Consider the following 24412-nt stretch of genomic DNA (forward strand, 5'->3'; position numbering starts at 1 on the left):
GCCAAGAATCGTTTGGATGATAGGTATATTACGCCTAAACCGTTAGCAGGGTTATAAGCATAGTACAACGCCTAGGCACCGATGGTAACAGGATTACCTGAATACATTACTACCGTCATACAAGGCTGCCAATAACCTGCGATATCATTTGCGCATTATAAATATAAAGTAAGGGGATCTTATGAGTCGTACACTGTGGCTAGTCGTTGGTATCATCAGTATTCTTGGCGGTATCTTTGCTTTTTTTAATCCGCTTAGCGCCAGTTTCGCTGCCGAACAACTGGCTGGATTCGTCTTTCTTTTGGTTGGTATTTTACAGTTTATTGCCCTGTTCCGTGCTTATACCACGACGGGTAAAGTGTTGGCGGCCATCGGCGGTGTACTTGGCATATTTATTGGTATTGAGCTACTACAAAACCCGCTACAAGGTATTTTGACCCTAACCATGGTGATTGCGATTTTATTTATGGCAACGGGTATTGTCAGAGTAATAGTTGCTTTTGGTTTACGCCGAACCGTGGCTTTTGTGCCAATATTAATCTCAGGGCTTATCTCGATTGCGTTGGCTATCATGATATTCACCAGCTATCCGCAGTCAGCGACTTATATTCTTGGCGTCCTATTGGCCATTGAGCTGATATCTAATGGTATCTCATTAATCATGTATTCACGTGTGCAACCACCTTTGGTTCGACGCTTGTAAATACATAAACTTATAAATGACACTAGCAATAAATCGCGATATAAAATGCATAAAAAAGACGCCGTAAAATGGCGTCTTTTTTTATTCTATAAGTTTTGATTGTTTTAAATATTAACGCGAAAACGTCAAAATATGCCCTTTAAAAGGTAGATCAAGATAAGTGGTGTCCTCAGGTTTCACGTGCTGACTGCTAAAGCCAAATTCAACCATCTTATGGGTCAGCTTGTTTTTGCGCCCGCGTCCAGGGTCAACGACGATAACCTCACAAGTTGGCAGCGCATGACGTTCGATAAACTCCGCTAAGATATCAATATGCTGGTCTTCATATAGCAAGTCACTACCAATGATGATATCAAACTTGCCAAGATGGCTATTGTCTTCAGCCCAGTCTAAGCGTTCAAAGTTAATTTCTTTATTATTGTTCAACGTGGTATTTCTATCCAAAAAATACTCAACCGTCGGGTGATAATCGGTCGCAGTAATATCGGCATGGCGATGGTTCAGTAGTAGACTTGATAACGCCATACCGCAGCCAACTTCCAAGATACGCTTGCCTGCAATATCATAATCAAGCATATGATTGGCCAGCACCAAGCTTGACGGCCAAATTACGCCGAACATCGGCCACGACGCCGAGCAAATACCAAGGTCCAGCGCCTCGTTATCGGGGTCACTAAATTGTTGATTGTCGCGTAGGGTGCAGATATGAATGTCAGTATTGCCAATTTCAATCGTTTGATAACGTAAGCGCACAGTGGTTAGCGAAGCCATAAACTGTCCTAAAAATAAGCAAGAATGCAAGGTTTGGCAAAAGTTGCCACGTTCGGGGAATGTAGTTATTAATAAAGATGATTTAAAACATTGGAAATGTGAAGATGAGGAAAATCTAGCAATGGAGGTTTTTATTAAAATTATAAATTTAACGGAAAAGTAAACAGTTGCTTATAATAAGTATAATCTAACGTTTAAACCTTTATTGTTAATTCTAAGGGTATTGTTATTACGCGATAAAATTATAAATGGTAATTTTTATTATCATATTCAGTAGTTTAAGTTACAGATACAAAAAATGCACCGCTTATGGTTAAAGAGTGCATTTATAAGAAGCAACTGGTTTTATTAAGTGTAGTTTGCTAAATATTCGGTCTAATTAGTAAATCTAAGCCCAGACGTTTTAAGCGCCCATACCAACTCAACAAAGGCACGGTTGTTGGTTAAAGGTTCGCCATCGATGATAAGCACGTAGCCTGAGCCATCAATCCATAAAAATACAAAACTGGTTTCAGGAATCAGCAAATCAACTTGCTGAAAGAAAGAAATCGCTTGGCTCTCTACTGCCCAGCCGCGTTGTTTTTGGCGTAGCATAAAGCCTGAAAAGTCCGCCGCCGCCACACTGAGCATATCCGCTTCTTCTTGGCTATAGCCAATCCGTGCCAGACAAAACCCTTCATCAGAACCAATCGCCGCGCGGCGTTTACCCGACAAGCTTGAAACCACATACGGTAAAAATTGATCAAGCGGCAAATTTGGCGCGGGCAAAAATAGCGACAGCTTCTCAATCCAGCCATGTTCTAAAAAGCTGTCTAACCATTCATCAGAATAGCGCTCGAGCCAGTCAGCGGCCAGCAGCGTCTCGTTATGCGACAATAAATCTTGCAAGGATAACTGCTCAGGCGTTGGTTCACTTTGCGAAAATGCCTCAAAAATGCCAGCTGGGGTCAAGGTCAGATAGGTTTTATCAGCGTTTAAATAAGAAGACATAGCGGCTACTCGTTAGATGAATGTTGATGATGCTATGAAAAATAAGCACGTTAAGCGTCTTGTGTGTCTTTGGTTTGCTCAAGTTTTTGCTGACAGTCATTCCAGCGCGCATCGAATTGCCAATCGCTTTTACCCAAGCGAAACCAAACCAAGGAGAATGCCAGACGGTCGTGACGCGCGATACAATGGGCAAAAAACTCGTTTTCGATTTGCTCTATGGTATCCCAGTCTTGATTGTCACGCGCGAGCATCAAATCGTTGGTGATGTCTTTAGCGATTTCTTTGGCGTCATCGCTACTGATACGCAGGCGCTGCGTCTGTTCATTTAAAGATGGTGAGACCAGTACGCTCCAGCGCGTTGCCAGCATACTGTTTTTTTGGATATAGCTTTTTTTATCGATACAATCACGAAAGCCTTGCTCGATAGGCGGCAGCATGCGCCCTTGCAGACGGGTAAACATATTGGTGACATCATAAGGGATGTCATACCAGCAGCCATAAAAAAAATCGGCTACCGCGCCTTGTAGTGGTTCTTTTTCGTTTAACAGTAGGGCAGCATTGATACGTTGTTCGTGAAAATGGCGGTTGTTGGGTGCGATAAATATTTTACGCGAATAAAGACGATAGACGCGCCGTGCTGCCATTTCACTTTCTTTGATGAGATCTAAAGCAGACATAAGCGTGTCCTGTTAGTCATAGCACTATGCAAAAAGCGATTAAAAAGTTATTCAAAAAGTATTAATAAAAATGCTATTAGGCCACCACTTTGCTCAATCGCTATGACGTGATAGACCATAGCGATGGTTGCTTAGCATTATTGTAGCCTAATAGGCTATGACGGCAGTAAGATGCCAATGAACCTGCTAGTCAAGTAACGTTTGCATCAAATCAATCATAAATTCTGCGTCTTCTTCGTTCATGGCTTCAAAACCTTGCGGCATACCAAGTTCAGTCAACGCTTCTTTACCATCATCATCGTTATGCAGATTCAAAATGGCATCCATCAAAATGTCAGTATCCGGAAAGCCGTCTTTAATCAGCAAAACGTGGCTGATATCGGCCAAATCGCTTTCGATTAACACTGATAGCTGCGCTTTGGTTAGGCGTGAAAAGCTATGGAAAATCTCTGCCAAAAAGAACGCTGCTTGCGCGTCACCCTTAATCACTTGGCGCGCCGCTGCCTGATATGTTTCAGTCACTGACCAGTTAAGGTCATTATCTTCGATATCGACCGCTTCAAGCAGGCGTAAACCAATCAATTTTACATCGTGGTTATCAGCCATTGCTATAGTAGCGCCAGCTTTGATGTCGTCTAAGCTATTGATATCGCTATTTGCCGCCGCGGCGATGACCATCTCATCAGATTTGCCGATAGGGCGCGCAACCGCATGGTAACCGTGCTCACGGATAAGGGTAGCCGCATCAAAAGGGTTGGCATAAATAACTTGAATATCACCTTCACTGATAACGGTTTCTTGCTCAGCATGCGAGGTAGGGATGTTTAGGTGCATGTTGAGATTGGCACGCTTTTGAATCAAAGTATTAAACATGTGCCAGCCTGCAAAACGCTCCGGCGAAAAATCAGGCGCGATTAACATATTATGTGTCGTCATGATTTAGCCTTCCTCATTTTGTTTCATTTCGGCATATTGGGCGATTGCCGCATCAATCTTGCTGCGCGATGGTTTACGGCGCACAGAAGTATAACCAACCGTTTCGCCGCGGCGCACGTTTGGTACGACAGTCGCGTAAACCCAATAGTGACTGCCATCTTTGCATAAGTTTTTCACATAGCCATGCCATTTTTGCCCAGCGTCGGCGGTCAACCATAGGTCTTTATAAGCCGCTTTTGGCATATCAGGATGGCGTAAAATATAATGCTGCTTACCGATTAATTCATCGACATCATAGCCGCTAATCTCGACAAAGGCATCATTCACGTGCGTCAAAACGCCGTTTAAGTCGGTACGTGAGACGATTAATTTACCGTCAGGATAAGGGCGTTCGATACCAGTGTCATAAACAGTGCGCGAAGTGCCGTCGTGGTAAGTCAGAGTGACTTCTTCTGCTGGCATGTCAGGCTTCATGGCGTCGGGGAGTGGAGAACCCATTGTAATCTCCTTCATTTATCATGGTTGTGATAATTATTAAAAAGCGTAAACCTTATTGAAAAAATATTTGGTTTAAGCGTATGACTTAAATTTATATGGCAAACTGACAATTAAACTCAGGTTTTAAACCGCACTGTTAGATTTATTCAATATAAACGGTATGCAATACCTTAAATAATTTTTATAAGACAAGGCATGATTTTTCATTTAAAGTGTTGTTTATCAAGTAGTTTATAGCGCTGATAGCCCATAAAGTCTTAATGACAGAACTTTAAAAATAAGTATTAGATAAGTTTTGCCAAGGCTTCTGAGGCGCGCTTAATATCTAAGAATATCAAGCCAAGTTTGGCGTTTGGTTTTGCCATAATGGTTAATACCGCCTCATCACCTGATGAGGTCATAATCACATAGCCTTTTTCGCCTTGGATCATAATACGGTCGATGCTACCACGAGCCAATTCACGACCTGCGCGGTCACCTAGTGATAATAAAGCAGCAGACATCGCGCCAACGCGGTCTTCATCAACGCCTGTAGGCAGCGCCGATGCAATCATAAGACCGTCGTTCGAGATAAGGGCAGATGCTTCAACATCGGCAGATGAGCTGTTTAGGTCTTCCAAGATTTGCTGGAATGAGTCTGTACGCATAACGATTTCTCTGTGACGAATAAATAAGGGGATAATTGGGATTGAGGATTTGCTGATTTTAGTCTTCGACTAGCGGGCGATATTATAAATCCTTACTATCACCATTGATATGGCTGAACAACGTTTGAAGCCTTAATATTCGGTGTTTTTTTTACCGCTCAATACTATTTCACTACCGTTTATCGCAATTTCATTGCGATTAATAAATAAAAGTTGGCATAGTTTAAGTTATTTAGTGTTTTTATTTTCTATTAAGATGTTTTTATTATAGAGTCAAAGTAGCAAGTAAAAAAAAGCATTGCCGAAAATGACTCAAATAAGCACGGTCATTTTTTTGACTAACGAGTTTTCACGGCGGGTTTATTGATAGATTATAATGAAATGGTGGTGTGTCAAAAAGTATGCTGATTAAAATTTGAACAATTTTTAAAGCCTTGAAAGCCCTATAGAATCAGTAAACTTAGCATAGATTTTTTATTGACTTTTATAGCCAGCATACTTTTTAGAACACCACCAATGAAATAAATATCCTTTATAAATTTTGATGATGGTGATATTTACTAGACTTATACAGCAAAAAAATGCTATATAGTTATGAGATAAAAATTGTTTGTGCTTCTGGGTTTACGATTTAGAGACACATTCAGTTGGCTTCTAATCCCCCAGTTTCTATATTTACTAGCGTATAGAAACGATTTCAATCTCACATTGGTGTTTTAAATCCCATCGTTTGTATTTAAGCGATAAAACACCCGCGTGAATCAGCACGATGACCATTTTTACCCTAAGGAACCTATATGAGTATCAGTCAGGCAATCGAAAAAGTCGAAGCACGTTACGCCCATCAACCTGAGTTTATTCAGGCGGTAAAAGAAGTTGCAATCACCATTGCTCCGCTATACGACGCCCATCCGGAATATGATACGTTCAAAATATTTGAGCGTCTTGTCGAGCCTGACCGTGTTATCGCTTTTCGTATCAATTGGGAAAACGATAAGGGTGAAGTGCAGGTCAACCGCGGCTGGCGTGTACAATTCAGCAACGCCTTAGGTCCTTATAAAGGCGGCATCCGCTTTCATCCTACCGTCAACCAATCGGTCCTTAAGTTCTTAGGTTTTGAGCAAATTTTCAAAAACGCCTTAACTGGATTGCCGATGGGCGGCGGTAAAGGTGGCGCTGATTTTGATCCTAAAGGTAAGTCTGACAGCGAAATCCGCCGTTTTTGCTATGCCTTTATGCGTGAGCTGCATCCATATGTCAGTAAAGACATCGATGTACCGGCAGGCGATATCGGCGTCGGTGGACGTGAAGTCAGCTATATGTTTGCGATGTATAAGAATCTAACGCGTGAGCACGGCGGCGTCTTGACCGGTAAAGGCGTGGGTTTTGGTGGTAGCTTAATGCGTACTGAAGCGACCGGCTATGGCGCAGTTTACTTCTTAGAAAACATGCTTGCCGCTCAAAACGATAACATCAAAGGCAAAAAAGTGTTGGTATCAGGTGCCGGTAACGTCTCACTCCACGCCGCTGAAAAAGCCCACATGCTGGGTGCAACAGTACTGACCGTATCTGATTCACAAGGCACGCTGCACGATGCAAACGGTATGGACCAAGAAAAAATCAACTGGCTAAAAGAGCAAAAAGCCCAAAGTAAGCCGTTGTGTGATTATGTCGATGTATTCGGCGGTGAATGGTTGGCTAAGCAAAAACCTTGGCATATCAAAGGTGATATTGCCATTCCATCAGCGACCCAAAACGAAGTTGATGAAGAAGATGCCAAATTAATGGTTGAAAACGGCATTAAATATATTGCCGAAGGCGCTAACATGCCACTGACCGCTGATGCGATTGACTATGTGCGTTTGCACCGCGTCCACTATGCACCAGGTAAAGCGGCCAACGCAGGCGGGGTCGCGGTATCGGGTCTTGAGATGTCACAAAACTCTGTACGTCAATATAAAACCTTTGAAGAAGTCGATGAGTGCTTAAAGTGCATTATGAAAAATATCCACGACTGCGCCGCTGACGCTTCAGAAAAATATAACCAGACCGATAACGGTTATATCGACTATATGGCAGGGGCAAATATCGTTGGTTTTAAACGCGTTGCTGATGCCTTATGTGCTTATGGTATCTTGAACTAAACTTGTCTTAATACGAAAGCAGTTTTTTATAAACCGCGCTTATCTAAGAGGATAGGCGCGGTTTTTTTGACTGCAAACAATGATGATACATTAGGATACTTTTTTGCTGCACAGGTCTATCTCATCAGCGTTATGATAAGAAAAGCGGTAGAGTTGAATAAAAAATACGGTAAACAAAATCGATAGTAATAAATAAAAATATGAATCAGGAGACGATATGATGAATAAAATTCTCAAAGGTTTTAAGCTAACAACATTGGGTGCTTGTCTGACATTAGCCTTGACGACGGGCGTCATAACTACAGCCGCCAGTGCCGCTAGTAATGTAGACGAAGTACGCGCTGCGCAAGCTGCGAAAATTAGCTTAAAGCAAGCCATTACTATCGCCAGTAAATCAGCTTCTGGTATTTTAATCAGTGCCGATTTTGATGAGGATGATAGCGATGCCATTGGCAAAGGTGGCGTCTATGAATTAGAATTCAGTACCGATAGCGTCAATTATGAAATCAAAGTAGATGCCAATACAGGTAAAATTGTAAAAAAGGAAACGGATCGTCTTGATGGCGATGATATCAACGTTTACCAAATTCAGAAAAAAGCAAAAACCGATATTATGAAGGCCATTAATATCGCTGAAAAACAAACGGGTGGTAAGATATTAGAAATTGAATTTGAGAATGATCGCGATTATGCCAATCATACGGCGTATTATAAAGCTGACCTATTAAAAGGTAACAAGATTGTTAGTATTAATGTCGACGCTAACAGCGGTAAAACATTTGCCAATAAGTTCAAAAAGTAGCAGTTATTTTGATAAAAATAGTATAAAAGACATCAGTCATAGGGTTGATGTCTTTTTTATTGAAAACGGCTTATTTACTATGCGAGCACTCAATATAATAAACGCTTAATATGAATATAACCAAAGTAAGCTCGTCTTACCCTTATTATGAATAAGTAGCTTCATCAAGGATTTTCATCTAAAAAGCCGCTATATAAAGCCTTATAAATGAGTAAAGCTTAACAATCTTACGCATACTCACTGTTTTTGTACGTTTATTCTTACCCAACTGCGCTAGTATATGAGCAAGTCATGGTTGCATAAGTAGGATTGCCGTTAAAAATATTATGAATATTAACCGTCACTTAGCCTATTTGATGCAACATAATAGAAAAATAGTATTGAAAAATAGCCGCAGTATCCTCAAATCGGGAAGCCAAAGCCAAGCATGACAGCCAATAGGCACAATTTTTAGTCAAGACTGCTTGTAATGCTTTCACCCTATTTATTGGTTTGCTACTTTTTGCCTTATTCACCTACTTTATAAGGACGTCTTATGAAACGTCGTACGCTTTTAGCCTTTGCCGCCAGTACGGTATTACTTGCCGCTTGTAATCAGTCGCCTACCACTGATGCTGATACCAATGCAGCCGATAGTGCGGCGACTGGTGGTTCTGATTTGCTCCAACGTATCAATAATGGCGGCACTATTAATGTCGGTACTGAAGGTACGTATCCGCCGTTCACCTATCATGATGAGAGCGGTAAGCTGACCGGTTATGATGTCGAAGTAACGCGGGCGGTTGCTGATAAACTAGGGGTGGATGTTGAATTTAAAGAAACCCAGTGGGATGCCATGCTAGCAGGTTTGGATTCAAAACGTTTTGACATGGTTGCCAATCAGGTAGGTTTGACCACGCCTGAGCGCTTAGCGAAATATGATAAAGCGACTGAATATAGCTGGTCAGGCGCTGTAGTGTTGGCACCGACTGATGACAATCGTTATAGCTCGTGGGAAGCGCTAAAAGGACTGCGTTCAGCGCAATCGCTTAGCAGTAATTATGGTGAGCTGGCAGAGCGTTATGAAGCTGAAATCGTTCCCGTCGATGGTATGGCGCAAGCGATTCAGTTGGTCAAACAAGGCCGCGCTGACTTTACTATGAATGACAACCTTGCCGTATTGGACTATCTAAAAAAATTCCCAGACGCCAATCTTGAGATTAAATTGGTTGCGCCTGCCAGTGAGCAGACGGGTTCGGGCTTGGTGCTGCTGAAAGGTGATGACGCAGTTGTCGAAAAACTCAATGGCGCCATGGCTGAGATAAAAGCTGACGGCACGCTAACCAAACTTAGCGAAGAATTCTTCGGTGCTGATATAAGTCAACAAAAATAATGCTAGCGTCTATAACCTCAGTATTAAGCGATTTATTGGCACTATTACCCTTTATGGATGCTGCACGCGCCCAAATCGTTATCAACTCATTTTGGCCAATGCTCAAAGGCGGTATTTATTATTCGATACCGCTGGCATTGATATCATTTGCGATTGGAATGGTGATTGCGCTGACGGTAGCTTTGATTCGCATCGTGCCGCGTGCAGGATGGTTCCATGAGATACTTTATCGGCTTGCTCGTATCTATGTGTCTGCCATTCGCGGTACGCCGATGTTGGTGCAGCTATTTATTATCTTTTATGGCTTGCCAAGTGTTGGCGTGAAGCTCGACCCGTTTCCGTCAGCGATTATCGCCTTTTCGTTGAACATTGGCGCTTATGCGTCGGAAACGGTGCGTGCGTCGATTCTGTCTATTCCAAAAGGTCAATGGGAAGCGGGCTCCACAGTTGGTTTAACCTATCTACAAACCTTTCGCCATGTGATTTTGCCGCAAGCGCTGCGGGTGTCGGTACCGCCATTGTCCAATACCTTTATCAGTTTGGTAAAAGACACGTCTTTGGCGTCATTGGTACTGGTGACGGAGCTGTTTAAACAGGCGCAAATCATTACCGCCCGTAATTATGAGTTTATGCTGGTTTATACCGAAGCGGCGTTTATTTATTGGGCAATTTGTCTGTTTTTAACCTTTATTCAGGGCAAACTTGAAACCAGGCTTGATCGTTATGTGGCGAAATAATTTTTGCTAAAAAATATAGCCATCTTGTCGTTTTTTACCATCAGCGTTTTTTCATTTGTAAGCGGAAACCTCTATGATTCAAGTCACTAATATCCACAAAGCCTTTGGTAGCAATCAAGTGCTCAAAGGCATCGACTTGTCCATTGAAAAAGGCAAGGTAGTGGTCATCTTGGGTCCATCAGGGTCGGGTAAAACCACGTTTTTGCGCTGTCTGAATGCGTTAGAGATTCCTGATCAAGGGGTAATTGCATTTGATGATGGCAGCTTGACCGTCGACTTTGCCACCAAGCCAAAAAAGAAAACCTTACTCGCTTTGCAACGCAAGTCAGGCATGGTATTTCAGTCTTATAATTTATTTCCGCATAAGTCAGCCATTGAGAATTTGATGCTTGGGCCGACGGTGGTACAAGGACAAAGTAAAGCGCAAGCGCGCGAGCAAGCGTTGGCGTTACTTGATAAAGTCGGCTTATCGGATAAAGCAGATTTGTATCCGTTTCAGTTGTCTGGTGGTCAGCAGCAGCGTATTGGTATTGCTCGTGCGCTGGCGATTGAGCCGTCATTGTTGCTATTTGATGAGCCAACTTCGGCGCTTGACCCAGAGTTGGTACAAGATGTGCTTGGAACGATGAAGCAGTTGGCTTCTGAAGGCTGGACGATGGTGGTGGTGACCCATGAGATTAACTTTGCGCGTGATGTTGCTGACCATGTGGTCTTGATTGAAGACGGTCACATAGTCGAAGAGGGTAGCGCCAAGCAGCTATTTGAAGATTCAACGCATCCACGCACGCAAGCGTTTTTGCAGCGTATCGAGCAGTAGTTCATTTTGAAAAAAGACTGGCTTCTAAATAGCCAGTCTTTTTTATTGTATAGTAAGTGAAAAGCAATACCGTAGCGTTTTTAGGACATTTTGACTACACCTTTATGCTTTTTAACATTAGCCTTTTAAAACCCTGCATTACACCTGCAATAAAAAATTCGTTAATAAACGCTTCGCCCCCTCAGTCGCAAACGACTCTGGGTGAAATTGTACACCTTGTATCGGGTAGTCAGTGTGCGCAAGTCCCATAATCTCATCACCTGCGACCGCTGCATCTGTCAGTCTTAAGTCATGATGGGCATCATTACTCACGACGGCGGTAACAGTTAAGCAATCTGGTAACGTATCTGCCTTTACCATCAAGGAATGATAGCGCATGATTTCTATCTCTTGTGGCAAGCCTTGATAGACACCTGCATTATCATGGCGAATGGCTGAGACTTTGCCATGCATTGGTACGCTGGCTCGTACCACTTCGCCGCCAAAGACATGCGCAATGCCCTGCATGCCCAAGCAAACGCCCAATAGCGGCGTCGTCTTGCCCATAACCTCAATCACTTCGGCGCAAATACCAAAATAGGCCGAGTCGTCAGGCGCACCAGGGCCGGGTGAGATGATAATGCGGTCAAGATTCATCGCCTGCACATCAGCCAAGGTAATTTCGTTATTACGTTTGACGATGACATTTGCCGCTTGTTTAGCGTCGTCTTTATCACCATCCATGGTTTGTAAAATCTCGCCAATATATTGATAAAGGTTAAAGGTAAAAGAGTCGTAGTTGTCGATAATTAAAACATTCATAAGGCATAAGCTCTTTAGCAAAAGTACAATGGATTCACGCTGTCATAAAGCTGTCTAACACCACTTTCATCGCTGACAGCTTACGCTGGATTTCTAAGTATTCATCAGCAGGATTGGAGTCGTAAACATTGCCGCCGCAAGTTTGCGCATAAGCCGACTCACCATTGATAAATAGACTGCGAATAGGAATGGCAAAAATACAATCACCATTAAAATTAAAGGAGCCTAGCGCGCCGCCATAAGCACCGCGGCCATCAGGCTCAAGCTCATTAATCACTTTAATGGCTTCCACTTTTGGCGCCCCTGATAAAGTACCGGCGGGGAAATTGCTGGCAAGGGCGCTAAACATATCTTCATCGGGGTGCAAAATTCCGACGATTTCAGAAGAAATGTGCTGCACGTGTGAGAAGCGTTTGATATCCATGAGGCTACGCACCTTTACCGTACCAAATTGTGCCACACGGCCGATATCGTTGCGATGCAAATCGACCAGCATATTGTGCTCGGCAATCTCTTTGGCATCATTCAGTAGCGCGCGGGCAAGCTTACGGTCTTCTGCGATATCGACGCCGCGCTTAGCAGTGCCCGCTAATGGGTAGGTTTCCATCTCACCTTGGCGCAGGCGAAACAGTAGCTCAGGCGAGGCACCAATAATGCATTGCTGAGCAAATTTCATAAAATACATATGCGGTGACGGATTAACCGCGCGTAGCTTTTCGTAAATTGGCATCTTGTCGCCGAAAATGCGATATTTGGATTTAAAGCCAACTTCGCACTGAAAGATGCGCCCAGAGATGATGTCTTCTTTGACTTGCAGCACTGCTTTGGCATGCTCCTCTTGACTCATGCCATCCCCCAAAAACTCTACTGAGGGTGGTTCATAATTGGGGATGGGGGCTTCAAGTAAGGCTTTGATTTGCTCGATGCGATTTTCTTGCTGCGCGGTTGGATAGTAAAAATAGAATATTTCGCCGGTCATCTTATCAAGCGTTAAGCCATCTAAATACACACCAAATTTGAAGGGTTCGAAATCATCACTGGCTTTGGCGTTGAGACTTGGCTCAAAAAAATTGACACTGTCATAACCCAAGTAGCCAACCAGTCCGCCGCTTTGGTCGCGCGCAATAACGTGCTGCGGGGTGATGCTGCGTAATAGCTGATAAGGATTGTCAGTTTGATAATGTGTGGTTTCGGCGGTTTTATTATCAGTAATTGCTAAGGTGGTACGGTCGATAGCGGCAATAGTCATCACTGGGTCAAAACCAATGGCATGGTGGCGCGCCATATGTCCATCCTCGCCCAATGATTCAAGCAAATAACAAGTTTCAAAAGCGTGCTCAATACGCTTAAATAACGCAAAAAAATCTATATCCTGCGTGAGTTTGATACGCTGTGGTTTGCTAGGAATTTCGATAGCAGCAGGTTGGTCAGGCTTGGAAGTAGAAGCGGTCATAACGATGTCCAAAATAGTTCAATGATTTATCAAAAAAATAAGGCAGAATGAAATTATGTTTTTGCCCAATTAAGCGTCTTTTTTATGCGTATTTTCTCTATGAGTTTTAAGTAGGGCGCTCACATCGTGACTTTGCATGGCTTTCGCACCGCGCGAGACAGTGGCGATACCGACGCCGAGCTGCTCAGATATCTCACGCTGGGTGATACCGCGCTCTAACAAATCAAAAATACGGATGCGATTGGCGATTTCTTGTTGTTCTTTATCGGTCAATAGCGCAGTAAATAGCTCGTCGATAGCGCTACTATCGTGACAGCTGGCCAAATGAGTTAATAGACTGTGATAAGGATTGGCGCTCATAATATATAATCTTAGTAAGAGAAAGGATAATAAGCAAAATATTGTTTCGTTTCAGTATTCTAGTACAGTAGTACAAGAAAAACAAGTAACGTGTTTGGACGTTTAGCGTTATTTGTTTAACGCTTGATGTTGAAGGTTAAATTGAAAATAAAAATAATAGCCAGCGCATGGTGATATGCTGGCTTTTAGGTCATTTATAATTTTAGATAAATTAACGCTGTGGACGTATAAACGGCATGTGTCTATTTACGTCTTTATAGAGTAAATACCTAAATGGACCAGGGCCCCCGGCGTAACAAGATTGCGGGCAAAATGCGCGTAGCCACATAAAATCACCTGCTTCAACTTCGACCCATTCACCGTTTAAGTGATAGACGGCTTTACCTTCTAGCACATATAAACCATGTTCCATGACATGGGTTTCATCAAACGGAATCACGCCGCCTGGTTGAAAAGTAACGATATTGACGTGCATATCGTGACGCATATCAGACTGTTCGGTAAATCTCGTGGTTTTCCAAACACCATTGGTTTCTGGCATCTCAATTGCTTCAACATCATGATCGCTGGTGACAAAGGCTTCTGGCGCATCAAGTCCTTCTACAAACTGATAGGCTTTGCGAATCCAGTGAAATTTAACAGGCTCATTACTATTATTTTTTAGCGTCCATTGACAGGCAGGTGGTAAGAAAGCATAACCACCGGCTTCAAGATGATGGGCTACGCCTTCGATAGTAATATCCATCTCACCTTCAACGACAAACAGCACGGCTTCGGCATTAGTGTCGAGCTCAGGCTTGTCGGAGCCGCCGTTTGGGGCGACTTCAACGATGTACTGTGAAAAAGTTTCTGCAAAACCGCTTAAAGGACGCGCAATCACCCACATGCGCATACCTTCCCAAAACGGCAGGTAGCTAATCACAATATCGGTGAGCACCCGTTTGGGGATAATCGCATACGCTTCGGTGAAAATAGCGCGGTCAGATAACAGTTGCGTTTGCGGCGGTAAGCCGCCAGTTGGGGCGTAATAGGTGCTTTTAATTGGCATTATTAATAATCCTTAGGGGGTTTTGCTGTGTTAAATTAGTGTCTATCTTCAAGAGATAAAGGGTGAGTACGGCTGTTTAAGTCTTATTTTCATTTAAGCAAGGCATTAAAAATAGCTTAAATAGTTCAGCTTAGTCTGCGATTTGTGTATTTGGTTCGGCTTGTTCATTTGCTACTTCAATATTCACTTGCCAATCATCAATGGCCAGCTCGTAGCAGTTATTACCCTCACCATTGATACGGTCAATGACCAAAAAATCTGAGTCGCGACCAAGTGCCAGCAGCGGATGATGCCAGACATTGGCATCGTATTGCACGCCTTGATGCGATTTGGCATAAAACACTGATAAATCAGCGGCCGAACGTGGTGGTTCACCAGCTTGTGCGACGACGACAATATAATCTTGACCATTCATCGAAAAAAACGCTTGCGACCCAAAGGGATGATACTCCATCACCGATAAGGCGATAGGCAGTTCGCGCTTTTTGGCACGAAAGATACTGAAGCCAACATCGCCGCCGTCAAGCGTAGCCTGCGTAATCGCATGATGTCGACACGCATAACCTTTATTAATAAAGAAGCAGTTTTCAGAGGTCTGCTCTTCTTTGTCATAGGGTTCAATCACCGTACCATAAGGTGCAAATTCGGCCTTGGTTAAAGGCCTCGCGATAATTGTGGTAGTCATGATGTCACCTTTTGTTTAATGAGCAGTTTTATGTATTTAGTTTAGCTAGCGCCAGATGATTACATCCAGTTGGCGATGTTATCGTCAGTAGCTGGATGGTTTTCATACCAGTGTTTAGCAATGTCATCGCGGCGGCATATCCAGACATCGGGTTTGCTAGTAATGTATTGCAAGAATTTTTTGAGAGCAGTGATACGGCCCGCACGGCCAATGATGCGGCAGTGCAAACCGATGGTCAGCATTTTGGGTTCGTTTTTACCATTTTTATCCCCTTCTTCATACAAGGTATCAAAGCTGTCCTTTAAGTATTGATAAAAAGGCTCAGCATTGGTAAAACCAGGGCTTGAAGCAAAGCGCATATCATTGGTCTCTAAACTATAAGGAATGACCAAATGCGGCTTGCGGGCGATTTTTTGCCCATCTTCTACTTTGACATTGAGCCAGTAGGGCAGCTCGTCGGCATAAGAGTCTGAATCATAGATATAACCGCCTTGTTCGGCAACCAGCTCACGCGTGTTGGGACTATCGCGGCCGGTATACCAACCAAGCGGCTGACGACCAAGCATACGCTCGAAGATTTCGGTAGCGCGGCGCACGTGTTCGCGTTCCGTTTCGCGATACATATATTGATAAGTAATCCAGCGTAGCCCGTGACTGGCGATTTCGTGACCATCTTCTAGCACGCGCTCGATAATATGCGGCGTTTTTTCAGCTGCTGTGGCGCAGGTAAAAGTGGTGATGGGTAAACCATACTCTTTAAAGGTATCTAACACGCGCCAAACGCCGACTCGGCTACCATATTCAAAGGCGGATTCGATAGATTGGTGGCGGTTGTTAAATTCGGGCGTACCTAGTACATCCGATAAAAAGCGCTCCGATTGACCATCGCCATGAATAACGCTATTTTCTGCGCCTTCTTCAATGTTTAGTACAAATTGTACCGCAATTTTTGCCCCGCCCGGCCAATTGGCATTTGGCGGATTGCCTGCATAGCCTTTTAAGTCACGTAGGTAGGTGTCGTGATTAAAATCACTGGTTATTTTTTGACTCATTTTTAAACTATCCTAAATACAATAAAGCAAATTAAAGGTGAGTATTTCTACTGTCGGCTCATTAACTAATTATCTGATTAAATAACTGTCTCATTAAATAACTATAGCCCTGAAGCGTAAGCGACGAGTTGTTGGCGTTCTGCATCGGTCAATTGAGTGAGATTGCCCAGTGGCATATAGCCAGTTTGTACCGCTGTGACAATTTTGTCTTGATGGATTTTCATATCTGCTGGCGTCTGCAAAATGATGCCCGCTGGCGGTGCGGCAAATCCTTGCTGGGTTGGCTGCGCCGCGTGGCAAGTGGTACAACGGGTGTGGACGATATCCATAATGGCATCATCTGCTGAGGCAGTCACAGGTACGACTTCGGTAGCCGCTTCATTGGCAGCGCCAGTTTCGGTAGCAGCACTCATTTCCGAGTTATCGGCTGAACCAGCAGTAACTGGTGGCGTAGTGTCCGATGTAGTGTCTGGTGTAGCGTTTGCTGTAGAAACAGAGGCACTAGCAGCGGGTAATGGCTCAACAGGGGCAGGACGCATCCAAATAATCAATAATACTGTTGCTAATGCCGGAATCCAGAGGAATTTTGGCTTGTGATGCCCCAAGTGTTTTTGATTAAAATAATGACGTACCGTTGCTGTGATGATACCGACAAATACTAACACCAACCAACCGTGCGCATGTGAATACATCATCGGATAGTGGTTGCTAATCATGGTAAAGATAAGCGGCAGGGTAAAGTAGTTATTCATCAGCGAGCGGTTTTTTGCTTGTAGCGCCAAATCCGCCACTTCTTTGCCGGGCTTCACACCGCGACGCACACAATCTACCAACGCGCGCTGAGCAGGCATAATACCAAAGAAGACGTTCCCCGCCATTACCGTCCCTAAAATGGCACCGATATGGATAAATGAAGCGCGATCACTAAATAGCTGATAAGAGCCCCAGCAAGCGATCACTAGTAATATAAAGATAATACTGCTAAAAATCAGCGAGTTTTTACCAAGACGGCTACGAACAATCACTTCATACAGAAAGTAGCTACCAAATAAAAACAATAAGCTGGTCGAAATCGCGCCGATACTGCTGCCAAAAGCGACTTTACTGGGATCAATCAGATAGGCAGTCGCATTGAAATAATAAACGATAGCCAGCATCGCCATGCCAGTAAGCCAAGTGGTATAAGCTTCCCATTTAAACCAATGCAGGGTTTTTGGCATCTCTTCTGGTTCAAGCTTATATTTGGCTATTTCATAAAAGCCGCCGCCATGTACCGCCCATAAGTCACCGGATATACCCTTGTCCGCCTTCCACTGTGGCGGCTTACGTAAACTCATGTCTAGCCAAACAAAGTAAAAGGAGGCGCCAATCCACGCCACGCCAGCGATGACGTGAAACCAGCGGAAAAATAAAGCGACCCAGTCGAGAAGATATGCACCCATGCGCGAATTGTCCTTTTCTTTGCAATACTTTTTTATTCAATGTTTGGTTCAGCGTTCTGTCGTTAATTGAAAACGGTAAAACAGACAGCTATAAATCCATTAAGCCATTCATTTATGAACCGCGATAGGTACTATAGCCGTGTGCGCTGAGCAGTAGCGGTACATGGTAATGACCGCCATCACTGATCATAAAATCGATGACTACTTGCGGGTAAAATGCCGTGAGATTTTGCGCGTCAAAATAGGCTTGGGTCGCAAACGTCAAGGTATAACGGCCAACATCTAAATGATATTTAGCGATATCGATACTAGTATCAAATTTCCAGCTGTCAGCGGCAACTCGACCATCGGCGTTGGTGACACCTGTTGCCAATAGATAGGTCTCACCGTTTGCAGGCACGCGGTGGAGGGTGACTGCGATATCAGCGGCAGGTTTGCCAAGATGGGTATCTAAAATGTGGGAAGAGAGAGTGCCTGACATGATCATTCCTTTTATATAGTAAAAATAAGCACATTTGCTTTAAGCAGTGCCGAGTAGTTTTTGTAAGCGCAAACGGGTAATTTTATTTTGCTCAGTAGCCGCATTTAGTAGCTCAGTGGCGCGGTCGTTTGGCAGGCGTGTGAGTAATAAATCCAGCATTTCTTGCGCGCTTTTGCCCGTCGCAAAGACGATAAAGATAAAGCCAAATTTAGCAAGATACTCTTGATTGCCTTTTGCCAATGCTTCAATGACATCCATGTCAGCATTATTGGCACCAGATTGCTCATGCGCCGCGCTGTCTTGCGTATTGCGGTATTTTTCTTTTAATGAGTCAACGTTGCCGATTTGTGGATGACCATCAAAGGCCTCAAGCAAATTGGCTTCTTGGGTTTGCGCTTGCTGCCAAGCCTTGTCGCTACTGGCAAGTAGGTCGTCTATATCTGCAAAAGGGCGAGCGCCTGCTACGTCATGCGCCCATTTGCTGCTAGTGCAGCAGGTCAATAGTTTTGAGAGTGCTTCGTCTGGCGAGAGGGCATTAAATTGCGCTAGTGTTAAGCTCACGGTGACATCCTTTTCATTTAAATTTAAAACTCTTTATTCTTATGTTTAATTGAGTGATAAGTGGTTTAATAACATCCATTCTGCTTAAACCTGACCATTTGGTCAACTGTTTTATGCAAATTATTTTTATACGCTGGCGAAAACCCTGCTATATTTTCGCTAAATAAAAAATAAAATTGGCTTATCAGTGCTGTTGTATGTTGCAATATGGCTACTTATTTATCCTCCTATCCAATGGTTTATCTTATGACCCAACCTAATCAAACATCTCAAGCGTCCGATTCTGAGGCGCCTATTCATCGTAATCAGCAAGATATCCGCGCCCAAAATCAAGCAGTAATTTTGGCAGCTGCAGAAGAAGAGTTTGTATTACAAAGCTATCGCGGCGCTACGATGCAGGGCATTGCTGATCGGGCAGGACTACCAAAAGCCAATGTCCATTACTACTTTAAAAATAAAAAAAACCTCTACAAAATGGTTTTGCGCTCTATTATTGAAGAATGGAACGATGGTTTGGTGACAATGACCGTCGATAGCGACCCAAAAGCCGTGATAGAGAAGTTTGTACGCACCAAATTACACCAAGCGTTTGTGCATCCAAACCGTCATAAATTGTTTGCGTTAGAGGTCATCGGCGGCGCCCCATATTTACATGACTTTATGTCGACAACCATGAAAGAGTGGGCGCTTGATAAATCACAAGTGATGAAAACTTGGCATGAGCAAGGCAGAATTGGCATCGCTGACCCATTGCAGCTGTTGATTTTGATTTGGGCAACGACGCAGCGTTATGCAGAATTTGAAACAGAAATCGTCGGTCTGCTACAAAAAGACGCTTATGATAAGCAAGATGAAGCGCGCGCGGCTGACTTCTTAATACCCTTTATTCTGCGCGGTTGCGGGCTTGAATAGCGGATTTTACATAGCGCGCCATTTATTCAACCAAGCCCGCTGCCGTTATAACGGCTGACCTTCAACCTCACTTTTCGGCAACACGCGCACAGGTTTTAGACCATCTTCTATATGTTGATCAGACGTATCAAACTCGACGCCATAGTTCTTTGGCAAAATCATATCCAACGTGATAGCGACGATACCTGACATGGTCACTGCCGAGCCAAAGATATTGCGGAACAGCTGCGGCGTTTGCGCAAAGACATCAGGAACAAACGCGATACCCATCGATAAACCAAGCGAAGTCGCAATAATTAAGATATTACGGTGGGTAAAATTCACTGTGGATAGGATGCGGATACCCGCAGTAGCAACGGTTGCGAACATCAATAGCGTCACGCCGCCAACCACAGGCTTTGGCAGCTGCGTAAAGATAGCGCCAAGGATAGGGAATAGCCCCATGGTAAATAAAATCGCCGCCACATAAAAACCCACATAGCGGCTGGCGATACCAGTCATTTGAATGACGCCGTTATTTTGGCTAAAGGTAGTGACCGGAAAGGTATTAAATACCGCGGCAATCCACGAATTGACCCCATCACCTAGCACGCCGCCTTTGATACGCTTTTCGTAGACAGGACCTTGAATAGGTTCGCCTGAAATCATTGAAGTTGCGGTCAAATCGCCTGAGGTTTCGATACTGGTAATGATATACATAAAGGCAATCGGAATAAACGCTTGCCAATCAAAGCTCAAACCGTATTTAAAAGGAATAGGGACGGTAAGTAACGGCGCTTCAGAGACTAAAGAGAAGTCAATACGCCCCATCAACATCGCCGCAAATAAGCCAAGCAACAAACCGATAAAAATAGCGCTTGAGCGAATCACTTTATTATTGACGATACTAATCAGCACCACGCTGACCAGCACCCCGCCGCCCAGTAGTAAATTTTCCATACTACCAAAGTTTTCGGCACCAACCCCGCCTGCCAAATCAGTCAGACCTGTTTTGGTTAAAGACAAACCAATGGTGACAATGACGCAGCCAGTGACGATAGGGCTCATCAAAGATTTGAGTTTGGTGACGAATTGGCTTAAGCATATCTCGACAAATGCGCCGAAGAATGACACGCCAAAGATGACCGACAAAATCTCCTCTGGGCCACCACCTTTATTTTTTACCACAAAACCTGCGGCAAGGACGGCAGCCAAAAAGCCAAAACTGGTGCCCTGTAATGCCATCAGCCCCGAGCCGACGGGCCCTACTTTACGGGTCTGAATAAAGGTGGCGACCCCTGATACCATCAGTGACATGCTAATCAGATAGGGGATGTGCTCTCCCAATCCCAAAGCGCCACCAATGATTAAAGAGGGCGTGATAATACCAACGAAAGCGGCAAGTACGTGCTGTACCGCCCCTAAGAAAGCTTTTGCAGGAGCAGGGCGGTCATGCAGTCCATATAATAAATCAGGGTTTCCTTGAGTAACTTCACTCATTTTGGCTTTCTCCTAAAGTGACTTTTAGTCCAATCTCTGAAGGTAAACCTAAACAGCGTAGGAAAACTGATGATTTGAGAGTTGAGTCCGTGACTTAAAAAAGCCTTTCAGTAAACTCTAGATCTTCATCTTGTTTCTCTAGCTATCTAAGCATTTAATAATTTTCCAACAGAGAGTCGCACTTTTCCGTATGCTAATAAATAAAAGCAGCTCACCATTATTTATCAATATTGCCAGATATGGTGATTAAAACCTGACTAATTAGTCAGTTATCTAAGGGTATAGCGAAAGCCTTGCTTATTGCAATGTTTTTTTTGCGATTAAAATATTAATTTGTTTCATCTCGGCGATTTAACAAAACCTTAATGCGCTTATGACAAATAAAATTACGACTGCTATTAAGTACTTAATAGCAGTCGATGTTAGGTGCTGCTTAACTTTCACAATGTCGTCTATCTTATTGAATTAAATTCCTTACTTTATTTATTGCCAAATTGTTAATACTTCGTTATTATGCCTGTCATATTTCAAATGCTAATCATTATCATTAGTGTTAATCATGTTATTTCTATATGTATTTGTTGATTGAGTAGGCGTGGTCAATCAATAAAACACAAAAATTTTAATAGAAAATAAAAAGCAAAATCCCAAATTGTTTTTTTCGGACCATCTTTTTCAAACTGTCTTTCTAAAGTGGCACTTAAATCCTTCAATCCTAATAGTAAGTAAAGTGAGTGTGTTATGCGTGAAGTTAAGTCAGCAACATTTTCTAATCAATTAACGGTGTTATCGGTCGCTGTTTCAGCAATTCTGTGTTCACAGCTGGCGGTTGCGGCAACGGATGTGCCTAGTACGACCTTACAAACCATCACCGTAACTGCCAACAGCTCGGTACGTGAAAAGGTGCAAGAGGATGGCGTCGATGTCGAAGACTATACGCCTGCACAGCAAGCAAGCCATTTAAACGCCAATCTCAACTTATCGTAGGCTTTTGATTTTTATAGAATTTAAAATTCTAATTGTTTTAACTGAAATTTTAAAAACTAAGTAAACCAATACCTTAGAAAAACAAGTTGAGAGTGGGGTCATTTAAGCGATTTTTTAAATGTGGTGCCAGGCGTGACCATAGGTGGTACGTCAGCGGTCAACCAGCGCATTCGTATTCGCGGTCTTGAAGATAGCAACCTAAAAGTCACCATTGATGGCGCGCGCCAAGAAGGCAAGCTGTTCTATCATATGGGCGATATCACCATTGATCCTGATTTGCTCAAACAAGCGGATGTGGCAGTGGGTAACAATTCTGTCACGCTCGGTAATGATGCACTTGGCGGCGCGGTTGCTTTTAAAACGGTCGATGCCGCTGACTTACTTAAACCTGGTCAAAAGATTGGTGCCAAGCTAAAAGCAGGTTATGCCAGTAATAATGATGAGCTACTGACGTCAGCCACAGTTTTTGGCGCACCATCTGATAATGTCGATTTATTGGCTTATTATGGCAAGCGTGATACCAGCTCGGGTGAAGACGGTGAAGGCCGTGAGTTGTTTGAAGACAGTGAGAGCGAGAGCTTCTTATTAAAAGCCGGTGCTTATGTTGGTAATGACCATCATGTAGGTGCAAGCTTTAGCCGTACTGAGAAAGAAGGGATTTTCCCATTCCGTCCAGATTTTCCGAGTCGCTCTGAGCCACCAATTCCGCAACAGGTGAAGCGCGATACTTATGGTATTGATTATAAGTTTAATCCTAGCAATCCGCTGATTGATATAGATACCAATGTGTATCAGACTAAAACCCGTATTTTGCGCGATTCTGATTATATCAATGATCCAGGTTTTGATTTTAACGCGCAAGTTCAAACCACAGGCGCAAAAATCCAAAACACCAGTGACATTGCTACGAATGTTGGCACGCACAAGCTCATCTCTGGGATTGAGCACTACAAAAAAGAATCGGAGATGGAGCGCGACTTCGTTAAAACAGGGTCAGACGAGGCAACAAACACCTCTGTTTATCTAGAAGACCAATGGAGAAACGGTAAGCTCACTTTAACACCCGGTATGCGTTATGACCGTTATAAATCTCCTGAGTTTATCGCTGGGGGCAAAACCTATGACAATGTCGTCGGTGCACTTGCTGCAAGCTATGAGATTGCACCACTAACGCAAGTATTCGCTAGCTACACACAGTTATTTAATGGTCCTGATTTAAGCCAAACCATCTTTAATTCGGACGGTGATAAAACGTATGTTAATAATGACTTAAAAGCAGAAGAAGGGTCTAACGCTGAAGTGGGAATCGTTACAACCTTACGTGACCTAACGGTCGCCGGTGATGCCCTGCAACTAAGCGGTAAATATTTTGAAACCGATATCGAAAACTATATTGAGTTTGTGAGATCAGGTGGGACAAGACCGGGCTTGAACTGTGCAAATGGACAACCAGGTGGCGATTGCCAAGGTGTCATCAATAAAGATGAAGATTTTAAAATTAAAGGCGTTGAGCTCGCCGCTGATTATAAAATGAATAACTTTAGTATGGGTTTGAGCTATTCGCGAGCGCGCAGTAAAGGCGACAAAACAGGCTATAGTATTCCATCAGTGACCGGAAGCAGCTCAGAGTCGGGTGATAAATATATGGTCAATTTGGCTTATAGTCCAACGGAGACCACAGATATTGGCTGGCGCAGTACCTATGTCGCTTCAGTAATGCCAAATACTAGCGCGAATGATATTGAAAAACCAAGCTATGACGTTCATGATATATTTATGAACTATTCGCCAAAACAAATTGAAGGACTAAAAGCGACGGTTGGCGTTTACAATCTTTTCGATGAAGCTTATGCTAGCCACTCATCTCGCCTAAACCCGATTGATGATGTTGCTACTGACTTCGAGCCAGGTCGTAATATCAAAGCTTCTTTAACCTATCAGTTTTAAGCCTGCATTTATTTTCTAGTCGCAATAGAGCCAGCTTTTTATAAAAAAGAGCTGGCTTTTTTATCACCATTTTTTGGCACTCAAACTTTCTTTTTAAACATTACGCTTCG

The 24412-nt window shown here is 43.4% G+C and carries 24 protein-coding genes and 1 pseudogene; 9 read left to right on the forward strand and 16 right to left on the reverse strand.

Annotation, left to right across the window (positions count from 1 at the left end; translation table 11 throughout):
• The first annotated feature begins 181 nt into the window (after positions 1-181).
• Positions 182-703 carry an HdeD family acid-resistance protein gene (locus H9653_RS03315; protein WP_068407267.1) on the forward strand — a complete coding sequence of 174 codons (522 nt, stop codon included), beginning with the start codon at positions 182-184 and terminating at the stop codon, positions 701-703.
• A gap of 111 nt (positions 704-814) precedes the next feature.
• Here the strand turns inward: H9653_RS03315 and H9653_RS03320 are convergent, their stop codons facing one another.
• The 6 genes from H9653_RS03320 to H9653_RS03345 all read right to left on the reverse strand — a co-directional run bounded on the left by H9653_RS03320 (position 815) and on the right by H9653_RS03345 (position 5222).
• Positions 815-1474: a class I SAM-dependent methyltransferase gene (locus H9653_RS03320; protein ID WP_191690427.1), complete on the reverse strand. Its 660-nt coding sequence runs from the start codon at positions 1472-1474 to the stop codon at positions 815-817.
• Positions 1475-1849: 375 nt separating this feature from the next.
• Positions 1850-2464, reverse strand: coding sequence for a hypothetical protein (locus H9653_RS03325; protein WP_068407263.1), 615 nt, complete (start codon positions 2462-2464; stop codon positions 1850-1852).
• 50 nt (positions 2465-2514) lie between these two features.
• A complete protein-coding gene (locus H9653_RS03330; protein ID WP_191690429.1) occupies positions 2515-3141 on the reverse strand; it encodes a hypothetical protein in 627 nt (208 codons plus the stop codon).
• A gap of 186 nt (positions 3142-3327) precedes the next feature.
• Positions 3328-4077: a PhnD/SsuA/transferrin family substrate-binding protein gene (locus tag H9653_RS03335; protein ID WP_191690431.1), complete on the reverse strand. Its 750-nt coding sequence runs from the start codon at positions 4075-4077 to the stop codon at positions 3328-3330.
• Positions 4078-4080: 3 nt separating this feature from the next.
• A complete protein-coding gene (locus H9653_RS03340; protein ID WP_191690433.1) occupies positions 4081-4575 on the reverse strand; it encodes a PAS domain-containing protein in 495 nt (164 codons plus the stop codon).
• Positions 4576-4859: 284 nt separating this feature from the next.
• Positions 4860-5222 carry a roadblock/LC7 domain-containing protein gene (locus H9653_RS03345; protein WP_010201036.1) on the reverse strand — a complete coding sequence of 121 codons (363 nt, stop codon included), beginning with the start codon at positions 5220-5222 and terminating at the stop codon, positions 4860-4862.
• Between the two features lie 797 nt (positions 5223-6019).
• Here H9653_RS03345 and gdhA point away from each other — a divergent pair.
• From gdhA to H9653_RS03370, 5 genes are all read left to right on the forward strand, one after another.
• Positions 6020-7366, forward strand: coding sequence for an NADP-specific glutamate dehydrogenase (gene gdhA, locus H9653_RS03350; RefSeq protein ID WP_191690434.1), 1347 nt, complete (start codon positions 6020-6022; stop codon positions 7364-7366).
• A 217-nt stretch (positions 7367-7583) separates the two neighbouring features.
• Positions 7584-8168 carry a PepSY domain-containing protein gene (locus tag H9653_RS03355; RefSeq protein WP_191690436.1) on the forward strand — a complete coding sequence of 195 codons (585 nt, stop codon included), beginning with the start codon at positions 7584-7586 and terminating at the stop codon, positions 8166-8168.
• A 535-nt stretch (positions 8169-8703) separates the two neighbouring features.
• Positions 8704-9540, forward strand: coding sequence for an amino acid ABC transporter substrate-binding protein (locus tag H9653_RS03360; protein ID WP_191690437.1), 837 nt, complete (start codon positions 8704-8706; stop codon positions 9538-9540).
• Complete coding sequence (locus tag H9653_RS03365; protein WP_068407243.1) at positions 9540-10277, forward strand: amino acid ABC transporter permease; 738 nt, start codon at positions 9540-9542, stop codon at positions 10275-10277. The genes H9653_RS03360 and H9653_RS03365 overlap by 1 nt, the downstream gene beginning before the upstream one ends.
• A gap of 73 nt (positions 10278-10350) precedes the next feature.
• On the forward strand, positions 10351-11094 hold the full coding sequence (locus tag H9653_RS03370) for an amino acid ABC transporter ATP-binding protein (RefSeq protein ID WP_102077631.1): 744 nt from the start codon (positions 10351-10353) through the stop codon (positions 11092-11094).
• A 138-nt stretch (positions 11095-11232) separates the two neighbouring features.
• On the opposite strand, the gene H9653_RS03375 is transcribed toward H9653_RS03370, so the two are convergent.
• From H9653_RS03375 to uraD, 9 genes are all read right to left on the reverse strand, one after another.
• Positions 11233-11895, reverse strand: a complete 663-nt coding sequence (locus tag H9653_RS03375; protein WP_191690439.1) for an anthranilate synthase component II — start codon at positions 11893-11895, stop codon at positions 11233-11235.
• Between the two features lie 34 nt (positions 11896-11929).
• Complete coding sequence (locus H9653_RS03380) at positions 11930-13348, reverse strand: anthranilate synthase component I family protein (protein WP_191690441.1); 1419 nt, start codon at positions 13346-13348, stop codon at positions 11930-11932.
• Positions 13349-13417: 69 nt separating this feature from the next.
• A complete protein-coding gene (locus H9653_RS03385; protein ID WP_068407232.1) occupies positions 13418-13708 on the reverse strand; it encodes a Trp family transcriptional regulator in 291 nt (96 codons plus the stop codon).
• Positions 13709-13919: 211 nt separating this feature from the next.
• Positions 13920-14756, reverse strand: coding sequence for a bifunctional allantoicase/(S)-ureidoglycine aminohydrolase (locus H9653_RS03390; protein ID WP_068407228.1), 837 nt, complete (start codon positions 14754-14756; stop codon positions 13920-13922).
• A gap of 130 nt (positions 14757-14886) precedes the next feature.
• Positions 14887-15441 (reverse strand): ureidoglycolate lyase, encoded by a 555-nt coding sequence (locus tag H9653_RS03395; RefSeq protein ID WP_068407225.1) that lies wholly within the window; start codon positions 15439-15441, stop codon positions 14887-14889.
• Between the two features lie 59 nt (positions 15442-15500).
• A complete protein-coding gene (gene puuE / locus H9653_RS03400) occupies positions 15501-16493 on the reverse strand; it encodes an allantoinase PuuE (protein ID WP_191690443.1) in 993 nt (330 codons plus the stop codon).
• A 101-nt stretch (positions 16494-16594) separates the two neighbouring features.
• On the reverse strand, positions 16595-17935 hold the full coding sequence (locus H9653_RS03405) for a urate hydroxylase PuuD (protein WP_191690445.1): 1341 nt from the start codon (positions 17933-17935) through the stop codon (positions 16595-16597).
• A 112-nt stretch (positions 17936-18047) separates the two neighbouring features.
• Positions 18048-18416 carry a hydroxyisourate hydrolase gene (uraH, locus tag H9653_RS03410; RefSeq protein ID WP_068407216.1) on the reverse strand — a complete coding sequence of 123 codons (369 nt, stop codon included), beginning with the start codon at positions 18414-18416 and terminating at the stop codon, positions 18048-18050.
• Between the two features lie 39 nt (positions 18417-18455).
• The gene (gene uraD, locus H9653_RS03415) at positions 18456-18977 is read right to left on the reverse strand and encodes a 2-oxo-4-hydroxy-4-carboxy-5-ureidoimidazoline decarboxylase (RefSeq protein ID WP_068407214.1); all 522 of its coding nucleotides are present in this window, start codon (positions 18975-18977) and stop codon (positions 18456-18458) included.
• Positions 18978-19223: 246 nt separating this feature from the next.
• Here uraD and H9653_RS03420 point away from each other — a divergent pair, with 246 nt between their 5' ends.
• Positions 19224-19889 carry a TetR/AcrR family transcriptional regulator gene (locus H9653_RS03420; protein WP_068407211.1) on the forward strand — a complete coding sequence of 222 codons (666 nt, stop codon included), beginning with the start codon at positions 19224-19226 and terminating at the stop codon, positions 19887-19889.
• A gap of 45 nt (positions 19890-19934) precedes the next feature.
• Here the strand turns inward: H9653_RS03420 and H9653_RS03425 are convergent, their stop codons facing one another.
• Positions 19935-21368 (reverse strand): uracil-xanthine permease family protein, encoded by a 1434-nt coding sequence (locus H9653_RS03425; RefSeq protein WP_191690447.1) that lies wholly within the window; start codon positions 21366-21368, stop codon positions 19935-19937.
• A 741-nt stretch (positions 21369-22109) separates the two neighbouring features.
• Here H9653_RS03425 and H9653_RS03430 point away from each other — a divergent pair.
• A complete protein-coding gene (locus H9653_RS03430) occupies positions 22110-22355 on the forward strand; it encodes a hypothetical protein (RefSeq protein ID WP_225211580.1) in 246 nt (81 codons plus the stop codon).
• 111 nt (positions 22356-22466) lie between these two features.
• Positions 22467-24302: pseudogene (locus H9653_RS03435) on the forward strand (TonB-dependent receptor domain-containing protein); the annotation flags it as partial.
• Between the last annotated feature and the right edge of the window lie 110 nt (positions 24303-24412).

It is taken from the genome of Psychrobacter communis (assembly GCF_014836505.1).
GTDB lineage: Bacteria > Pseudomonadota > Gammaproteobacteria > Pseudomonadales > Moraxellaceae > Psychrobacter > Psychrobacter faecalis.